Origin of the sequence: Mariniblastus fucicola (genome assembly GCF_008087665.1) — a bacterium.
GTDB lineage: Bacteria > Planctomycetota > Planctomycetia > Pirellulales > Pirellulaceae > Mariniblastus > Mariniblastus fucicola.
This window is the reverse complement of the sequence record NZ_CP042912.1, coordinates 5,578,767-5,597,883: the sequence shown is the minus strand read 5'-3', so window position 1 is coordinate 5,597,883 and position 19,117 is coordinate 5,578,767. Positions and strand designations below refer to the sequence as shown.

General features: G+C 53.1%; 15 protein-coding genes. 8 read left to right on the top strand and 7 right to left on the bottom strand.

What is annotated here, in order from left to right; all coding sequences use genetic code 11:
• The first annotated feature begins 10 nt into the window (after positions 1–10).
• A complete protein-coding gene (locus MFFC18_RS20970) occupies positions 11–364 on the top strand; it encodes a hypothetical protein (RefSeq protein WP_075083924.1) in 354 nt (117 codons plus the stop codon).
• Positions 365–394: 30 nt separating this feature from the next.
• Here the strand turns inward: MFFC18_RS20970 and MFFC18_RS20965 are convergent, their stop codons facing one another.
• From MFFC18_RS20965 to MFFC18_RS20955, 3 genes are all read right to left on the bottom strand, one after another.
• On the bottom strand, positions 395–1,060 hold the full coding sequence (locus tag MFFC18_RS20965; protein WP_075083925.1) for a nitroreductase family protein: 666 nt from the start codon (positions 1,058–1,060) through the stop codon (positions 395–397).
• Positions 1,061–1,120: 60 nt separating this feature from the next.
• Positions 1,121–1,702 (bottom strand): nucleoside deaminase, encoded by a 582-nt coding sequence (locus MFFC18_RS20960; RefSeq protein ID WP_075083926.1) that lies wholly within the window; start codon positions 1,700–1,702, stop codon positions 1,121–1,123.
• Between the two features lie 83 nt (positions 1,703–1,785).
• Positions 1,786–3,240: a hypothetical protein gene (locus MFFC18_RS20955; protein WP_075083927.1), complete on the bottom strand. Its 1,455-nt coding sequence runs from the start codon at positions 3,238–3,240 to the stop codon at positions 1,786–1,788.
• A gap of 414 nt (positions 3,241–3,654) precedes the next feature.
• Here MFFC18_RS20955 and MFFC18_RS20950 point away from each other — a divergent pair, with 414 nt between their 5' ends.
• The 5 genes from MFFC18_RS20950 (at position 3,655) to MFFC18_RS25095 (ending at position 9,681) form a co-directional block, all read left to right on the top strand.
• Positions 3,655–4,629 carry a lipoprotein N-acyltransferase Lnb domain-containing protein gene (locus MFFC18_RS20950; RefSeq protein WP_238381225.1) on the top strand — a complete coding sequence of 325 codons (975 nt, stop codon included), beginning with the start codon at positions 3,655–3,657 and terminating at the stop codon, positions 4,627–4,629.
• A 256-nt stretch (positions 4,630–4,885) separates the two neighbouring features.
• On the top strand, positions 4,886–5,515 hold the full coding sequence (locus MFFC18_RS20945; protein ID WP_075083930.1) for a 3-keto-disaccharide hydrolase: 630 nt from the start codon (positions 4,886–4,888) through the stop codon (positions 5,513–5,515).
• 139 nt (positions 5,516–5,654) lie between these two features.
• Positions 5,655–8,072, top strand: a complete 2,418-nt coding sequence (locus tag MFFC18_RS20940) for a DUF1592 domain-containing protein (protein WP_162273934.1) — start codon at positions 5,655–5,657, stop codon at positions 8,070–8,072.
• 62 nt (positions 8,073–8,134) lie between these two features.
• Positions 8,135–9,496 (top strand): DUF1552 domain-containing protein, encoded by a 1,362-nt coding sequence (locus MFFC18_RS20935; RefSeq protein WP_075083932.1) that lies wholly within the window; start codon positions 8,135–8,137, stop codon positions 9,494–9,496.
• A 41-nt stretch (positions 9,497–9,537) separates the two neighbouring features.
• Complete coding sequence (locus MFFC18_RS25095) at positions 9,538–9,681, top strand: hypothetical protein (RefSeq protein WP_157665107.1); 144 nt, start codon at positions 9,538–9,540, stop codon at positions 9,679–9,681.
• Positions 9,682–9,704: 23 nt separating this feature from the next.
• Here the strand turns inward: MFFC18_RS25095 and MFFC18_RS20925 are convergent, their stop codons facing one another.
• The 4 genes from MFFC18_RS20925 to MFFC18_RS20910 form a co-directional block, all read right to left on the bottom strand.
• Positions 9,705–10,157, bottom strand: a complete 453-nt coding sequence (locus MFFC18_RS20925; protein ID WP_148619019.1) for a hypothetical protein — start codon at positions 10,155–10,157, stop codon at positions 9,705–9,707.
• A gap of 95 nt (positions 10,158–10,252) precedes the next feature.
• Positions 10,253–13,348: a hypothetical protein gene (locus tag MFFC18_RS20920; protein ID WP_148619018.1), complete on the bottom strand. Its 3,096-nt coding sequence runs from the start codon at positions 13,346–13,348 to the stop codon at positions 10,253–10,255.
• A 55-nt stretch (positions 13,349–13,403) separates the two neighbouring features.
• The gene (locus tag MFFC18_RS20915) at positions 13,404–13,928 is read right to left on the bottom strand and encodes a KdsC family phosphatase (RefSeq protein ID WP_075083935.1); all 525 of its coding nucleotides are present in this window, start codon (positions 13,926–13,928) and stop codon (positions 13,404–13,406) included.
• Between the two features lie 111 nt (positions 13,929–14,039).
• Positions 14,040–16,760 carry a hypothetical protein gene (locus MFFC18_RS20910; RefSeq protein ID WP_148619017.1) on the bottom strand — a complete coding sequence of 907 codons (2,721 nt, stop codon included), beginning with the start codon at positions 16,758–16,760 and terminating at the stop codon, positions 14,040–14,042.
• 371 nt (positions 16,761–17,131) lie between these two features.
• Here MFFC18_RS20910 and MFFC18_RS20905 point away from each other — a divergent pair, with 371 nt between their 5' ends.
• Together MFFC18_RS20905 and MFFC18_RS20895 are read left to right on the top strand one after the other, a co-directional pair.
• Complete coding sequence (locus MFFC18_RS20905; protein WP_238381226.1) at positions 17,132–17,407, top strand: transcriptional regulator; 276 nt, start codon at positions 17,132–17,134, stop codon at positions 17,405–17,407.
• Positions 17,408–17,605: 198 nt separating this feature from the next.
• Complete coding sequence (locus MFFC18_RS20895; protein WP_168211105.1) at positions 17,606–19,108, top strand: serine/threonine-protein kinase; 1,503 nt, start codon at positions 17,606–17,608, stop codon at positions 19,106–19,108.
• The last annotated feature ends 9 nt before the right edge of the window (positions 19,109–19,117 follow it).

The following is a 19,117-nucleotide window of genomic DNA, read 5'->3' as shown; positions in this document are numbered from 1 at the left end:
GTAAAGACTCATGAATCCCATTCAGCTATTTCACAACTTGATCAATCTGGCCGCTGTCGACCAAAAGTTCACTGACGAAGAGATCGACTATTTGATTGACGTTGCCAACCAACACAATATTCCGAGTGAGGAATTCGAAACGGCGCTCACTGGAATTCGCGAGGGAATGATCGAAGTTAAACTTCCTGAAAGCGATGACGATCGAAAACATCTGATGAAGGAAATGATCAAGCTGATGGCGGTCGACGGTGATCTCAACGAAATGGAAAAACGGCTCTGCGCTCAATGTTCGGCTCGGATGGATTTTACGCCAGCTCAGTTCGAAGCGATTTTGGATGAAGTGCTTAGCGAACCGCAGATGTAGAAATGCGAGCATGTCTCGCGGCAAGCGAAGCTAGGAAAGCTCAACCCATCTGGACCATTGGCTGGTGTCGCCTTTGCGATCGCGAAGGCTGCCAGGTTTCACGTCCGCGTCACCTGTAGCGGAAGGGAACAGGAAAATGGCTCCCAGCAGTATCTGGTTCAGCGGAATCCCCATCCATTGGAAAACCATTTCGCTTCTCAGCACACCGCCGCTCGACCAATAATTGTTCCAGCCGGCTTCTGTGGCGAGAAGTAGCAGATTCTGGATTGCTGCTGAACCCGCCGCGATGTGTTCCATGTTCTGTAGCGTTGGCAAGAACTGCTGGAACTCCAGATCTTGATCGGCAGGGTTCGGAAGCCAGTTGCTCATCACTAGTGCATCTGCAGCGGCCAGCATGTTTCTGATCTTTCCAGTCGGAACATCGACATCGGCCAGGCGTTCAGACAGTTCTCTGCAAGCTGCCGCATCAACGACGTGAAATCTCCACGGCACAGGCGAGTTCAGCGGATCGTTGAAATGAACTTTGTCCGCCGGTTTGTGGTACGGCGCGTTGGTCGCCATCTTCAACAGGTCGTTGACCTTGTCACGCAACGAGTTCGCAGGTTGCGGCCAGGGAGCATCTGGATCAGCCAAAACTTTGAGCGTGTGTCGCTTCTGAATCGCTTCGCGAAGGGAGATTGATTCTTGATCGTTCATGTTGGTTGAAAACAGTGTTGGGCGAATTGGCTGGCTGTTATGAGAATGGGGGCGTTGACGTTACGAATCGCCGCCGCGACCGTTGTAGATTGGCGACCCGCTGTTGGCGAACTCGCGGAACACTTCGTAGGCTTGTTCCGCCATCACGTGTTCGATGACTTCGATATCACGATTCCGCAGTTCCTGTTGCCACTGCGGATGAATCGGACCTTCATCAAAACCGGTGATCTTTTCGACTTCTTCCCCGCAGGCTGCGAAAGCCAAAGATCGAACTCCGGACCACGGGATTGAACCGAAACACATTGCACAGGGTCTTGCGTTGACAACCAACCGATAGTTCGGCATCTCAGGCCCGCCCAGGTCGAAAGTTTTAAGCATCGCCTGTGCCATCGCAATGGTGACGATTTCTGCGTGAGCCGTCGAATTGTTTCCCGGCACGACGCGATTGACGCCGATCACCACACGCTTGCCAGTTTCTTTTTCAAAGATTCCGGCTGCGAAAGGGCCGCCTGTATCTTTCTCGTAATTGAGTTTCGAAAACCGAATCACGGCTTCCATCTGGGACTCCAGCGTCGGCATCACTTCGGGCAGTTTGGCGGACTCTTCGAGGACCCAGTCTGGAAGTTCGACTTTGAAATGCATGGCTCAGGAGCTCTGTAGACATAAAAAATGGGCTCGCGGAAATCCGCGAGCCCGATGATTTTAGTTCTCAATCGCTTTGGCGACTATTGCCCAGAAGGCGAACGCGGTGCGAATCCGGTGTCTTCTCCGATTCGGTTGTCCATGCGCTCGATCGTCGCGTTGCCGTGGATTCCCATCCAGTTTCGCAGTTTGCGAATGTCAATCGTATCGACTGAATTGCCTTCTGCCTGTTCCTGCATGGTCTTCATCGCAGCAACCACTTCACGAACGCCTGTCCGCGGCGATGGGCCAAGTACAAAGTACCGAGTTGTCGAATCAATCTCACCCGTGATGTTGCCATTTTCGTCGTGCGAAGCAACAACGCGTCCGCCGTTGCGAACGATCATACGTTTAAGCTTTTCCAGATCCGAAAGGCCGTCCCCATCAAGGTCGAAGAATCCACCGAGAGCAATTGTGACCGCGTCGCCACGATCAAATGTGGCACTGAGAACTTGGTCTTTTGACAGAATGGGGTTCAAAGGATCTTCTGTTGTCACACGTGCTTTGGATAAGTGTGGGCCGAGAACTTCGGTGACTTCGATCATCGCTTTGTGGCGATCCTTTTCGAAATCATTGGCAGTGCGATCGTAAACTGCAAAAGTCAGGTTGGCACGGATGCCATCAAGGCGTCCCATGTCGATGAATACGTTGCCAGAAGACTCGGAAACCTGAACAATCTGTCCGTCAGCCATGTCGAAGACTTCTCTTTCGTACTCGTTAACTTTCGTTTTGAGTGATTCGTTTTGCTTGACGACAAACTCAAGATTCTCTTTAGTGTCAGCGATTTCTTTTTCCAGACCATCTTTCTGGTCTTCGAATTCAGCGCCCTGAGTATCCATTGCATCCTGAATCGATTTCGCCTGATTGAACAAAGCTTGTTCTTCTGCTTTGTTGCGTGCTTTTTCATCGGTCAAATCCTGTTCAGTCTGAGCTAGTGCTTTAGTGCGTTCGTTCAGAGTGTTGGTGACCGTCGCGATCTTCTGTTCCGCTTCGTCGCGAATTCGATCAGCTTCTCTTGATTTGTCGGAGGCATTGTCGTTTGACGATCGAAGAGCGCTGGCCATCTTGTCGACGGTGCCTCGATAAGTCATGTCGACGTCGGCAACATCCTCACCCTCGTCTGTAATGGCCGAGTTGAAAGCCATGTCTTTCGTATAGACTTCGTAGATAGCCTGAGCCGAATCAGCAATTTTCTGAATATCGGAAGACTGATTCCCGCTAACATCTCGCTTGGCATTTGAAGCCAAGTCGCGATACGTTGTGATTTCCGATGCGGCTTTGCCTTCAACACCAATACAGGCCGCAAGCATGTTGGCTTTTGCGTCGAGGGCAGTTGCTCTGGCCTTTTGGAAAGTGGCGTCTTCAACGGCCACATTCATTCTGTCGAAATTTTCATACGCTTTCATCGTGGAGAAAACGGTCGTCACTAAAAGCATCACGGCGAGCACCGCCAATACGATGATGCCGATTACATAACCTTGATTTTCACGAGCAGCCATTGAAACTCCTGGTGCCCGAGGCCTCGGGCGATTTACTTGCTGACAATACGTCTGTTGTTGGATCGGAATTTAATGTGGGTTCCATGACGAACCTGTTGGTAAACGCTACAAAGCAAACGCCACCCGTCGAAACGATCGAAGAAAGACCCCTCATCCGTCCACAACACAAATGAATAGTAAATTGGGTAGTTTTTACTGTCAAATTCCGAATTGGCTCGTGGCGTAAATACATCCGGAAAACGCCGAATTTGACGGACAATCGCAAAGTTTCGGTCAGGCAAGCCGTCACTTGGGTCCGAATAGGCTCCTTTCCGCGACCGAAGCCTTCCGCCAAGCTCCAATCGAGCTTGCTCCAATATTCGAAATTCAGCTACAAGCGGGGACCAAAATTCTGATTTATCGTCGAGCAAGTCCTTGGGCGACCTCCAAACTACTTTTCTCTCTGTTCGCTGCGCGGTCTTGAGCACCGTTGCGGTTATGGTCTCGCTCTGCGGCTGCGCAGCTTCCGTCGCCCTTCCGCAGCCAGCGGACTTTATCGCCAAACGTCTCTATCCGTCGAACGATCGAAATTGGCGGCCGGAGCAAAGTCGACTGGCGTGGGCTGAGGTCGACGGCGATCGCTACACGATTCGAAACATTCGCAACAACGAGTATCTGACGGAAGACGAGTTTGTGCCGTCCTATTACGACCGTCAGATCCGATTGTCGCAGATTCGCTCAGTCGACTATGTCGTCGTTCCGTTTCCAAAACAGCCAAACCTTGCCCACACGATGCTCAGCTTCGAAGTCGACGATGGAAGTTACATCACGGTTTCCGCGGAAGTTCGCAAAGAAATGGACGAAGACTATTCGGTGTTTAAAGGGCTCGGCCGAGAGTTCGAAATGATGTACGTCGTCGGGGACGAAAAAGACCTGATTCGACTGCGGGCGTCCCATCGTGACAACGACGTCTATCTTTACCCGACGGTCGCAACGCCTGCTCAGTCACAGCAACTATTCGCGAACATGATGGCCAAAACGAATCAGTTGGCGGCGCAGCCCGAGTTTTACAATACGCTCACCAACAACTGCACCACGACCATTCGCCGGCACATCAACGAGCTTCAGCCCAATCGTGTGGCCCATGCGTGGCAGGTTTTATTGCCGGGGCATTCGGATCGATTCGCCTACGATCTGGGTTTGCTGGACCAGCGAGTTCCCTTCGAAGACCTCAAGGCAGCTTCCCATGTCAGCCAGCTGGCGAACGAGTTTTACAACGCGCCAAATTTTTCATCGCGAATTCGAATGGGCCGCAATGTGATCAACAGAATTGCCAGTCAACAGCAGGCGATGCAGCCAATATTGCAAGGGCCGGGCGGTCAATACCTGGAACGGCTGAACCTGCGATAGATCTGCGCTATGAACGCGGTTTCTAAGCCGCGCCAGTAAGTCTGTCCGGATGCCGTGAGTGCTTCGAATCAGTTTTGTGCTTACCCGAGAGCAAACTGCCTGCTGCCAATCTTTTCAAATCGCGTGATTATCGTGGTCTGAACATTCCCGTCTGCGGTTTGTTCTCCGGTGCAGTAGGTGTATTCGCTTGCCAAGCCTGTCGTCGCAGGCGATCATGATGTCAGACTAACCAGATATTTTTGACCAGGACCATTCGATGATTCGAGTTCTTACAACCGCTTTCGCTGTTTGCCTTTTCGCCTCATGTGCTGTTGCTCAAGACGCCGAATTTAAGTCCATGTTCAACGGAAAAAACCTGCTCGGTTGGCACGTGAATGAGAGCCCTGAGTCGGTTTATATCGAAGACGGCTGTATCGTGACGCATGGCGAACGAGCCCACGCTTTCTACGTTGGCGAGACCGGCCATGCGGATTTCAGCGACTTTCATTTCAAATGTAAAGTAAAAACGAAACCTCAGGCCAATTCCGGCATTTACTTCCATACGAAGTTCGAAGCAACTGGATGGCCGTCAGAAGGATATGAAGCTCAGGTCAACAATACCCAGAGCGATCCCAAAAAGACCGGCGGACTGTACGGAGTCAAAGATTGCTTTGAAGCTCCAGCGAAAGATGACGTATGGTTTGACTATGAAATCATGGTCGAAGGTAAGCACGTCGTCATCAAGATTGATGGCAAAGTAATCTCGGATTACACCGAACCGGAAAATCCTGAACGTGCCGGGAACATGACCAAGCGATTAATCGGCAGCGGCACAATGGCGTTGCAAGCTCATGATCCGGGCAGCAAGGTCTACTACAAAGACTTGATGCTGAAAATTTTGAACTAGGTATAGGGCGAGGCGCATGACGCAGCGAATGTCAAAATCGACGCACATCTTTTTTTTGAGTTTGGCTTTTGCCCTGTGTGCTTCATTCGCTATGGCCGGTGACCGGTTCGTTCAGCCAACTGGCTCAAGCGAGGATCACGTGGACGAGGATCGATTCGAGGAGTCGATCCTTCCCGTTCTGGAAAACAGTTGCTTCGACTGCCACGCTGGCGGTGGAGAAGAAGGCGGCGTGACGTTCGACCATCTTGTGGAAGACGAGAATCCGGCTGTCGGCGATCCGGTGCTTTGGAATCGGGTGCTGAAGCAGTTGCGCACCGGGTTGATGCCGCCTCCGGATGCGGAAGAGTTAGAACCAGAGCAGAAAGTTGAACTGGAGTCGTGGATCATCGACGACGTTTTCCGGCACGATCCGGAGAACCCTGATCCGGGACACGTAACGGTTCGGCGACTCAATCGGGAAGAGTATCGCAACACAATTCGCGACCTGCTGAAAATCGACTTCAATACGTCGATCAACTTTCCGCCTGACGACAGCGGTGAAGGTTTCGACAACATCGGCGACGTGCTTACGATCTCGCCGATGCTGATGGAAAAGTACATCGATGCGGCTCAAACGATTGCCAACAAGGTCGTGCCGCAGGTTGGCATGCAGACCCCGTTGCGTAGATTCACGCCTCAAGATTTCAACGCTCCCGACGACTGCATCGACGACGGACGTCTTGCGCTTTCGTTCTACAAGCCGCGAACGATTGAGCTTGATTTCAAAGTCGACGAGACGCAGCAATACTCATTGGATTTCACGTTGGTTTTGGCGGAAGACTATATCGAGAATGCGACCGATGCGAATCGCTGTGAGGTGAAGTTCTTTCTGGACGATGAAGAACTGGTCAGCGAGCAATACGAGCGTGATCCCTGGAAACGTCATCCGTTTGAGTTCGCGCGAGAGATCTCCAAAGGCGAACATTCGATCCGCATCGAAGTGATCCCGCTCACGAAAGAGGAATGGGGGCGTGATCTCAAGATTCGTTTTGAAGACATGGTGCTTCGTGGACCGCTGGGCGAAGATTTCTGGGTTGTGCCAAAGAAACATGCTGCGTTTTTCAAAAAACCGATTCCGGATTCAGATGAAGGACGGATGGAGTACGCGGAAGAACTGATTCGTCCGTTTCTGCGACGTGCACAGCGACGTGCTCCGGATGACGAAACGGTGCAACGGCTCTGTGAGTTGGCGCAGCGTATTTGGCAAAAAGAAACTGGCTCGTTCGAGCAAGGTATTCAGCAAGCGATGGTCGCGGTGCTGGCTTCGCCGCGGTTTCTCTTTCGGGAAGAATTTGCGATTCAGTCTGATATGAACCAGTATGCTCTGATCGATGAGTTTTCTCTCGCCTCGAGGCTGAGCTACTTCCTCTGGTCGTCGATGCCCGACGAAGAGTTGTTGAAGCTCGCAGAAGAGAACCGGCTGCGTGAAAATCTGGACGCCCAGATTGTTCGAATGAAAAAAGACAAACGGTTTCGTTCGTTCTATCGCAACTTTGTCGGTCAGTGGCTGCAGGCTCGTGACGTCGAGGGTGTTCCGATCAATTCGTTTTCGGTGCTGTTGCGGGAGGCTCCGGATCCGGACATTCAGGAAAAATTTCTGCGATACGGCGAACTGAAGAAAAAGCAAAAACGCCGACTCACGGAGGAAGGCAAGAAGGAGCGTGAAGCGCTGCTGAAGGATCTGCGACCGATCTTCAAACAGGCTGGCAAGATTGGGCTGAGTGCAGAGCTGCGGCGGGCGATGCGTCGCGAAACTGAAATGCTGGTTCAGTACATCGTCGAAGAAGGCAAAGACGTCGCCGAGCTGATCGACTGCAACTACACGTTTCTCAATGAGCGACTGGCAAAGCACTACGGCATTGAAAATGTGAAGGGCCGGGAAATGCGTCGGGTCGAATTGCCGGAAGGCAGTTTGCGAGGCGGCTTGCTGGGTCACGGCTCAATGTTGGCGGTAACATCGAATCCTGATCGAACGTCGCCAGTGAAACGCGGTCTGTTTTTGTTGGACAACGTTCTGGGAATTCCAACCGGTGCTCCACCACCTGACATTCCTTCGTTGGAAGAATCGGAGAGCGCTGGGCACGGGAAACGTCTTACGTTGCGCGAAGCCTTGGCGGTGCATCGAGAAAGTGCGCTTTGTAGTTCGTGCCACAACCGCATGGATCCGCTTGGATTGGCGCTGGAGAATTTTGATCCGCTGGGGCGCGAAAGACCGGACAAGTCGATCGATGTGTCAGGAGAGTTGGTGACGGGTGAGCAGTTTGAAAACCTGAACCAACTGAAAAAGATTCTTGCCACAAATCACAAGGACAAGATCTATCACTGTGTGGCAGAGAAGATGCTGATGTTCGCCCTGGGTCGTTCGCTGGAGTACTACGACGTGCCGACCGTGGATCAAATTGTAGAACGTGTAAAAGAAAACAATGGAAGCGGTTCCGAGATGCTAAATGCCGTGATTGAATCCGTCGCGTTTCAGCGAATGCGTCATGAATCCGGTGCAGAACTGTCGAAAAACTGATAGTGAACGACTACGATAAAGCCGCCGAATCGCGGCGGATCACGAGTTGAAAGAGAGCAACAATGAAGCATAACCGTAGAGCATTTCTTCGCGGCGTTGGCGCCGCGATCGCGTTGCCGACCTTGCATTCGCTTGGCCAGGGCTCGCTGCTGGGGTCAACACTTTCTTCTGGAGCTCAGCCCGCGTTGGCCCGGACGGCGACCGGCGCGCCGCTGCGAACCGCGTTTCTTTACTTTCCTAACGGCGCGATTCCATCCGCGTGGTGGCCGGATTCTGTGGGCGAAGATTTTCAGTTCAGCGAAACGCTTGCGTCACTTAAGCCCGTTCGCGATTCCATTCAAATCATGGGTGGACTCGATAACTATTCCGCGACCGCGGGAGCGGACGGTGCTGGAGACCACGCACGCGGCGGTGGAACGTTTCTCACCAACGTTCGTCTGAACAAAAGCTCTACAGATTTGCGTGCCGGAAAATCGATCGACCAGGTCATTGCTGAAAAGGTAGGACATCTGACGCGGCTTCCGTCCCTGGAGCTTAGTTGTGAGGCCGATCGCCGATCCGGCAGTTGCGACTCGGGCTATTCTTGCGCGTATCAGTACAACATTTCGTGGACGTCTCCCACAACTCCGATGGCTTCGGAATCGAATCCGCGGCTGGTGTTTGAGCGGCTGTTTGGAGCCGGACGTCCCGGGCAGCGACAGTCGAATTTGAAACTGCGTCGTGCTCAGCAAAAGTCTGTGCTCGATTTCGTGATGGAAGACGCCAGACGAATGCAGAAACGGCTGCAACGGACGGACCAGATGAAGCTGGAAGAGTACTGCACGTCGGTTCGCGAAATTGAAAAACGGATTGAACTTGCAGAACGCCATGGCGACGCTCAGACCGAACGGCAGACTCCGTTGGGAGTTCCGACTTCTTACGCTCAGCATATGCAGATGATGTTCGACCTGATGATTCTGGCTTTCCAAACGGACTCAACGCGAGTCGCGACGTTCTGTCTGGCTCACGATGGTAGCAATCGTTCGTTTAGCGAAATCGGAGTCGTCGAAGGCCACCATGAGCTGTCTCATCATCAGAACAAGCAGGAGAAAGTCGACAAGGTAAAGACGATCGATCGCTGGTATGTGCAGCAGCTTGGCCAGTTCCTGCAACGGATGGAGCAGACCAGGGATGAAGACGGCAACTCGTTGTTGCACAATTCCCAGATCATGTTTGGAAGCGGAAACGCAGACGGAAACCGTCACACGCACGTGAATCTGCCGATCGTGATGGCGGGTAACGGCGGTGGTGACATGAGCACCGGACGTTTCGTTGACTATAAAGATACGCCGCTGGCGAACATGCACATGACACTGGCACATCGGATGGGCGTTACCGACTTGAAACGGTTCGGCGATTCGACTGGCGTTGTTTCAGACGTGTAGGCTCGGGTTGCAATCACTCTCGGAATTGATCAGCACTCAAGATGATCAGCACTCAGATGGTCACCACTCAGATGGTCACCACTCAGATGGTCACCACTCAGATGGTCACCACTCAGATGGTCACCACTCAGATTCGAGCGCAGAGTGCCAAGCCAGATTCTGACTACAAGCTGCTGCCGAGTTGACCGTGATCTTCCGCGATCGTGGACTACTCGGCTTTTTTCTTTTCCACGACCAGGAGTTCGTGGTTTTCCACATCGTATTGATATTCGCACGACGTTACCGGCATCGGCAGGTCGACGACATAGACTTTGAAAACTTTGTCCATGAACTCTTCAAACGTTTTTGGATACCTGCCTTCAGTCGCGCGGAACAGTTCCAGCGACTGCTGAACTTTCATTTTGGCAATCGTGTTGCTGGCGCCGCTCAGCGCCTTCAGGTTTCGGTTGACGATATTGACGTCTTCACCATCGACGCGAATCGTCTGACCAGCGTCAGGGTCCCATTCGCTGATTTCGGACGTCGTCTGACCAATAATCGGTTTCGGTTTGTCTTTTTTCGCGACGTCATCTTTTGAAGACGGAGGAACGCAACCGATGCTGCTAAAAACAGCCAGTGCCAACGCAAGGCAAAGAAAACGGCAGATCTGATTCGACTTCATGGTTCTGGTCCGGAGAGTTCGTTGAGTTTCGTCAATCGAATCCAAGTATAAGCGATCCCGGACAGCCATTCTATCGATGGCCAATTTCACGGCGACTATTTACCGTCGAGCCCTGCCTGAACGCTGCGAATGTCAGAAACCTCGGTCCACTGGTCTGACAGTCGATACTTCACCTTTTTGGCCAATAGTGTTTCTGGCTGAGACTTCGAAGTCCGACGCCAGGACAATCGTGCATTCGCCGGCGGGTTGCCTTCGATGATCAAAATGTCGGTGTCGTCCGAATATGTCATCCGGTCGGCGACCGCTTCGAAAAGCTCGCTCTGGATACTGGTGTTCCCTTCGGCCTGCATCTCCTGACGCGGTTCGGAATTTCGCGGCGTCCACTGTGCGAATTTCAGAGCATCGCTTTTCAACACCGCTGCACCGAGCGGCAATTGATCAGGCCGGTCTGGATCAAGCGTCTGGTCGAAGCGGTCAACGTTCGCCCAGGCGCTTCGGGTATTGCGATCAATCCTCATCGTGTTTTGCTCAGTATTGGCCGTAAGCTGGCCATCAAATCGAGCGTGCACACAGGTTAGCTTGGGTTTCGAAGTCGTACCGCCTGTTGCCGCATCGCGTGAGAATCCGGACAAGCGACTGTTGCCATTGGAGAACTGATAGGCGAGAGCCTGCCCTGGTCCGCTGGCGACAACGTCACCTGAGATCGCATCCACGGTCGCCATCGGCACGAAAAGCTTCTGGAGCTCGACAACATTTCCGGACGCATCCATGGTCGCGTTTTGAAATCCGATTACTCTGCGACTGGCGGCGTCATCGCGTCCTGCCTGCCCCGATTTTTCATAACCTGCCAGCTTGAATGCACGACTGGCTTGATCCACCTGATTCACAAAAACCATCCGTTGAATCTCTGGTTTAGCCCGTTTGGCGGAAACGCCGTTGACGGGATCGAGATTCTCGAACCGAATCGACTCCGTAAGCTCGATCGTGAGAGCCTCGCTATTGGATTTAAGTTTCGAGCTTTGCCCATCCGCGTTTGGCGGACGATTTGCGAAAAGCTCCACGTCGTTTTCAAAGTAGATTCTTGAGCCGTCAAAAACCATTCCTCCTGTCCACGAAATGTTGGCCGATTCAAGTTTCGGAAGCTCTCGCGAAGCCACCGTTGCAGACTGTTTCGTGCCGTCGATGTTCAGGTCTCCCTTTCCCTGAATCCAGATCGTGTTCGCCGTTTGGTCGAGTTGAAGATTGCTTCCGCGGAGATCGAGACCATTGGTTCGGAACGTTGCAGGTCGACTGTCGTCCCCAGTAATCGTGACTCGATAAAGATCATTGGCCTGAGGAACGAGCCGCATCGATTGGCCCGCAATAGCAAAGGGCAATTTGTCGGTCGCGGTGCTTTCCAGAGCCAGCGATCCATCCACGACGAGGTCTCGGATTCGAAGTTGGTTCATTCCGCCGGCCACGTTGGCAACGACTTTGTCGCCGGAAAATTTCATCGTCGGAGATTGTGACGGAAGTGCGCGAAACCCATCGGCTTGCTGCGGTGCAGCTCGAAATGTGCCTCGATAGGAAACCTTATGGTTGATCGTGCCAAGTTGACGGAACGACGGTTTCTCCCAGTTTGCGGTCAGCTCATTCGCCGACCCGTCGAGCTTCTCTGAAACGATGCGAACGTTGCCGCGGGTCTCCAGCTTCGAAGGGAAGTACTTCCATTTTTGATTTTCCTTCACGGATTCCGGATCAGGCAACTGCCAAACGGTGAAGCTCAAATGATCTGCGGCGATGCTGTTTCGTTGGTCGAACTTGACCGACGCGTTTTCATCGATTTCTATCAGGACTCGTTCGGCATCCGAATTGCGAGTCGTAAGCGAACGCTCCCACTTCACTTCGAAATTCTTGTCGTCTTCGGAAAGGCCTTTGAGAATCCCTGGACCATCTGCTGACAGCGCGCCGAGTTTTCCGTTTTCGGCAAGTTGATACTCCAGTCGGGAGCCTTGGAATGCAAATTTTGGGCTGCGAATCGTAACCGGTTGCGAACCGAATGCTTTCACGAGCGATTGTTGGACATCAAAGTTCAGTTCTTCTCCAACGACCAGCGTTTGCTGCGAGTTCGAAACAATGGTTGCCGGTTTTTCCGGGGTGCCGATGGCGATCAGGTTCTTGACCGATGTCGTTTGCGAAATGTCGTCCCGTGAAAGCTCGATTTGCAAAGAATCGCAGCGAAGATTGTCGCGATGTTCATCCAGTTGAGTCACAACGACGTTGTCGCGAAACCAGGCTTTCTTTTCAGCCATGCGAAACACGAACGGTCCGTCGCAAGAAAGCCGCAGTGGCGTTTCCTGGTTTGAAAGCGAGAGCACGCGGTCTTTGTCGTCGACCAGCGAAGCAGCAGACGGTTTGTCGGACGCTGGATTCTCGTTGGCCAGTTTGAAGGCGTTCGCATCGACGGGCTGCAGAACCAGTTCGCTGACGAATGCCAGTTCCATCTGCTCGACGCCATCGATGTTGGAAAAGGACTTCGTCGGCGAATCCGCTTTGGTGGCATGCGCCAGTTGAATCGACAGGTTGCGGCCGCTTCCATGGTGAGGCCCGAAAGCGAAGTGGACTTCGCTGAGTGTGAAAATTTGGCTGCGGTTGATCTGGATGTTCCGCGTCACGATCCGCATTTCGTCTTCATCTGTTCCCGGGTTCGCGGGGCGGAAGAGAGTGACCTGTCCGTCCAGTTGAGCCGATTCCAGCTCGATGTCATCCTTCTTTGAACGAGCCGTCAGCGGCTTGGAGAACTTCAGGCGAGCGCCTTCCAGTGAACGTAAAACGATCGGGGCGGGTTTGGGCTGCGTCGTGTCATTTTCGGCTTCGCGGATGCTGTTCACCGGGTCATTGATCACGATCGTAAACGGCATCAACTGATACGTGCCCTCGTCGTCGACCGGTTCCCAGTACTCAAAATAGACCGTGCCCTGCGGCGTCAGTAACGTCTTGCAGGAACCCAGTTCCCAAGCGTCAGTCGGCACGATCGACGGCAAATGGGTCTTGTCCAAAATTTCGGTAGTGTCCGGATAGTCGCCTGCGATCTGGCTTCTGCGGACGACGGTCGGCGGCCCTTCGAGAATCGGAACTGCCACTTTCGCATAGGCTGTGTAGGCAACAATCATTGCTGAAAGTGCAAACAGGTACCTGGCAACTGGGTTCATTCGATTGGGCAACGGTCGACTTCCTTTTCAACGTTTGCCTGGTGCATTCGCCAGGTCAACTGCCGGAGTAAGATTGCAGCAACTCTTGCCAACGGTTTTGGCCTTTGAGAATTGCTTCCACAAGTTCACGGATCGCTCCCTGTCCGCCGGCGGATTTGGTGACCATGTGAGCCACTTTTTTGACTTCAGGAGCACCGTCGGAAACGGACGCTGACAGGCCGACATTTTCCAGCAGCGCCATGTCGGTCAGGTCATCGCCGATGTAGCAAACCTGTTCCAGTGACAACGACATTTCGTCCATGATCCCTTTCGCGATGTCCAGCTTGTTCTCGGCTCCCTGACGAACCAGATCGACACCCAGTTCATCCATCCTCAGCTTCACGATGTGAGAGCTTCGAGCGGTGATGATGCCAAAGCGATAACCGGTTCGTTGCCAGAGCTTGATGCCCATTCCGTCCCGGACATGGAACGTTTTGGTTTCCACGCCCTGATTGTCATAGGTGATGCCGCCGGAAGTCATCACTCCGTCGACGTCCGAGAGGATCAGCTGGATCCCTTGCATCCTTTGTTCAAGCTTCATTTACGGTGTCCGAGGCGAGAGGTTCACAAGCGGACAGATTTTAGCGTGGCGTTGCGTTGATCCGTACGCCAAAGTGACGCAAACTGAATGCTAGCGAGCCGCGAAAAACGTTTATCGCTTTGCCGAACGATTCGGAGAGGGGAGGTCGATCACCTGAACGGTGACTTCGTCGATCATCGCCTGGCCAATTCCAGTCAGTTCGAAGTTGACCTGAAACTGCATGTCGCTCGAAGCGTTTCGATAGAGAGCAAACTCCTGCCAGCCCTCGGTTGCCGGAATTGTCTCCGAAAGCGACTGGCCGCCGATCGAATCCACGATACGAAGTCCGGCTTCGCTGCCTGCAATCACCTGCGGCACGTTGACCCATCCGTGGATGCGAACCAGTTGGCGAGCCTTGACGCGGATCGGCGGGCTGCTGACCCACAGCGGAACCGTTTCGACCAGTTTGATGTTGCCGCTGGTTGAAAGCTTTAAGCCTGATCGTCCGGCTTTGGCGGCTTCGGGAGCCAGCTCGACATGCGTCCGAAGGCGTTGGTCTTCGATTCGTTGATTCGACCAACCGCTGCGTTTCATCAAGCCGAGATCTTCAAAGTCTCCTCCAGCCAGATGGTTGATGCTGCTTTCTGATTTCGGTGTTTGGCTGGCTAACACCCAGTGCAACGGAACCAGCGCTGCGTGCATCGTCAACGGCGAAGACGTTTTGGACTGAAACGTGCCCAAAGCATTGGCCTGTAGTTCACGACGGAAGGACGCCAGTCGCACATCGGCAGTTGTGAGGAACGATTCAGCCTGAGTCAGGCTTTTCTGTTGGCTCATTTGTCTCGCACTTTTGAGCGCCGTCACGGCGTCGTTGAGAGCTCTGCTGCTTCCGGCGGAATCCTTGGACAGCCTTTCCATTTGCCCGCTTAGCAGTTGTTCGATCGCCAGCCACTGTTGAGTGATCGACAAGTGCATTTCGAACATCGATTGAGTTCCGTTGCCGCCAAAACTGTCGTTGAGTCGATTGATCAGATTCGAATCCTGCGTCATGACCAACGTCATCATGAAAGGCGCCTTTTCGATGCGGATCCTGGTTCCTTCCGGAGTCCGCTCGGTCGAAACCGGAGCCAGTTCAGAATCCGTCAAATGGTAGACTCGATGAGTGTGGATTGTGTCTGTGTCGACAATCGAAACGGGCAGGGCAGGGCAGTCTCCGGCCCAAAACTGCTCATGATGGGTCGGTCGCTGAACCAGCAGCAATCGTGCTCGATCGGTCGCCAGAGCAGTCACTTCGACGTCACGATTGTTCGATACCGGGAGCTTACCCAGCACGACTCCGCCGCTAACCCACGGTTCAATTTGATCCAGCCAGCGATTTACGTATTCGATCGTTAGTGAGCGCAATTTGGATTCCGGATCGTCAGCATCCAATCGGTTTCGCGAACGGAATCGAAGACAACGCGCCCCCGAAACGATGGCCTCGGTCGCGATCGACTTGAGCTGCTGATACTCGATCGGAGTCGGTGGAGCCTGGCCGAAAATGGCTTCTGTCTGAGTCAAAACCGCAAGGCTCATCTCGGTTTGCACATCGGCGCAAATCGGTTTGCTCGACCCGATGGCTTTGGATCGCGTCGCCAGCCAGTCGCTGTATTGGCTAAGCAGATGACTGCTGCCGATGGTTTGCAAGCCGATCGAATGAATGTCGACCTGTTGAGCAATCTGTGACCAATGTGAAACGGAATGGCCAAAAATGGGACGTCCCTCTCGTGAGTCCGTTTCTCGAATCTCGCGGATCCGCTGGCGAATCCTCGACGTGTGTTTCGCACCAAGCTCACGTCCAACCGACCACGCCAAAACCGGATCGTACTCAAACCCAATCGGTTCGACTCCGACGGATGCTGGTGGTGGGGCGATCAGCCACATGCCCAGTTTCCTGGCTTCCGTCAGCTCAGCAGCGGTCGCGTTGGACTTGAGCTCGATCGTGTTGAAACCGATCGCCTTCAGATACTCAAATGACTCGCCGTTATGCTCAATGATCCTCGGGAAAAATGGCTTGTCGTTGACCAGAATCACCGTGCCGTCGCGAACCACCAGAGACTTTCCAGAGCTTGCCGATACCTGCTGAATTGCCGAACCGTCAGCCATAATCGTATCGATGGAGCTGGCCTGATTCTTTTTCAGCTGTTGCTTTTGAGCGATTTCCGAAGCTTCGACGACTCCTTCCAGTTGCAGGTTTTCGACCTGGACGATCGAAGGCCCCTGACCGGTGTAGATGTTGAGCCAAAGCTGGTCGATATAAGCGTCGCGCAGAGTGACCTCGCGGTGATGCTTGCTCCGCAACAGCCAGAGTTGATTCTGCAGCAACTGGTTCAGGCTGCGTTGTCCAGAGAAAGTCAGCGTCTCGAAACGTCCCTGCTGTTTCGATACCGGACCGTCCAGGACGACCGTCATCGTGCGGCCATCGGGCAATTGATTGTGTGGCAACACGACTCTCGCGTGCAACTGAACACCGCGTCGTTGTGAGCGAATACGAACCGATGGTTGCAGTTCGGGAATCACGAAAGAGGGAGTCACCGTGTGTGCGAGGATCAGCTTTTTCCCTGAGCCCGCAGTTGCCGTGAATTCGATCTGCTCGCAACCGACCTCCGTTTTTGAGTTTACGACCCGGTTCTGTTTCCACGATCCCGAATCGACCATGCAGTCGGACTCATCCGTGAGAGTAAACCAACTCGGTTGACCGCCATCGAAAGTCTCGTCTGTTTGGAAAGCAAGCGACGGGTGCGGTGTCAGCATTGCGGTTGAAAACGCCACTAGCAAAACAATGGTTTGGGAAAGCACGATAAGTTGATTCATTGGTGCTGCGTTCGAAAATGGCACTGCCGGCAGGGATTCGCTGTGACTGTTAGCAAAATGCTGAATTTGCCGCCAGTTCAATTTGTCAGGCTTCAATTTCCTGCGGAAAATCGGCCCCATTTCGAAAGGTGTTTGATAGCATGGAGTCCTGCTCCATGATGCGATTTGTTAACACGTGGTGTTTGGGAGACAAACGCCGTTTCGTTTTCGCAACGGTTGCTTTTTCGCGACACGGGTTTCAATGGCGTGAAACGTCGCAAATAACCGCACGAAACAGAAATCAATTCTGAATTTCGTGCTTTGGCATCGAGCGTGCGTTATCGGCCTTCAACTTCAATCGATAGATCAGGAAACCCATGAACGCCAATCCAATGAAATCAGCAGACACCGACCAGCTTCCAATCGACCTCAACGATCTTGTCTCAGCTGTCGAAAGTCTCCCACCACGTTATCGCGCCGAACTTGAAAAACCGCTCAATCGAGTCGTCGAGTACACTCGCCGTCGACGACGTATCCTGAATCTGATCCAGGAAGCACTCAGTCAACTTCGTATGGACATGAAGTACATGATGTTTGACCTTGAAGCGACTCGCCGCGAACGTGACGAGTACAAGAATTCCAGCGACGGCGGATTCAGCGACAGTTAGTCCAACTGCTTTGCGGACCCCAGAATCTGCGTTGACATATCAAATGCCCGGAATGGTTATACTGATATTGTCGGCAAAACGTTGTTATTCTCCGGGGCATCGAATAAAATCGAAAGTCCCTTCAAGGGCCGCGCTTTTCTGACTTATCTTTGACGGTCTCCCACATCTCTGGATCTTCCAACCACTAAATCGATGGACTTGCCTCCCAATCTAGAAGCCGACAAACTGGCGCAACGAATCCATGACGCCCGGCTAATGGAGACTCGCGAAATTGAAGCCGTGCTTGCCAAAGCAGGCGGTCGTGGCCAAGCCGATATCGAACTGTTCATCAGCCTGCTGCTGCGTGGAGAGCACCTTACGAACTGGCAGTTGACCCGTTTGGTCGAAGGTCAACGCAAGGGATACTTCTATAACGATTGGAAGATCCTGTACCTGATCGGTGTCGGTACGTTTGCTCGCGTGTACCGCGCCTACGATGTCAAGTCTGGCGACATCAAGGCGATCAAAGTGCTTCGTTCCCGTCACAGTTCCAACGACGAGATGCGAGAGCACTTTCTGCGTGAAGGCCGTATGGTCATGAAGTTGCGGCATCCGAACATCGTGCCAATCTACGAAGTCGACGAAGATCGCGGTCGCATTTATATGGTGATGGACTTTGTCGAAGGCCAGAACCTGCGTGACTACGTCAAAGCTCACAGAAAGCTTTCCGTTCCACGAGCTCTCGGGATCACCCGGGACATCGCTGCTGGTCTGGCGTATGCGGCGGGAGAAAAAATCAATCACCGCGATATGAAGCTGTCGAACGTTTTGCTGTCCAGTCGTGGACAGGCAAAGCTGGTTGACTTTGGATTGGCAACCGTTGCCGGTGACTCTGGCGAGTTGACTGGGGGACCTCGCAGTATCGATTACGCGGGTCTGGAACGAACCACTGGCGTCAAACGCGACGACAAACGAAGCGATATCTTCTTTCTCGGATGCATGCTGTATCAGATGCTGACCGGTGTGCCGCCGATGTTGGAAACGCGTGAGCGGATGAAGCGTCTGTCAGCGGACCGATACAAAGAGATTGCTCCGGTAACCGTTCACGAGCCAAACCTGCCGCATCGCGTGGTCCTGTTGTTGACACGTTTGATGGATATCGATCCGTCGAGGCGAATTCAAACGCCACAGTTGGCGCACACGGAAATCGAGCATGTGCTCGAAGCGGTTGAGCGTGGCGATGCTGAAAAGTTTGACGAGAACATGAGCCGGCAACAGGCGGAGGATTTCGCCAAAATGATTTCGGCTCGCGAAGAAGGCAAAGACAAAACCGTCATGGTGATCGATTCGAACCAACAGGTTCAGAACAGCCTTCGTGAGAAGCTTAAGAAAATCGGATATCGCGTTCTCATCACCAGCGACCCGCAACGTGGTTTGGAACGGTTTCGTGACCTCGATCCGGCAGAAGGATCGCCAGCTGACGCAGTCATTTTTGGTTGTGGTGGACTCGGTGGACAGGCAATCATGGCCTTTCAGGAATTTGTTACTTCCGATCGCATGGCTCGCACGCCCGCCATCCTTGTCATCACTGATAAATTGAAGGATCACGTCGAGCCGAAATGGCAGGAAGATCCCCAAAATGCCGTGCTCTCGATGCCGTTGAAATTCAAGTACGTTCAGCGAGCTCTTCGCAAGCTTTTGAACCTCCAAGTTCAGGAATAGCAAAAACGA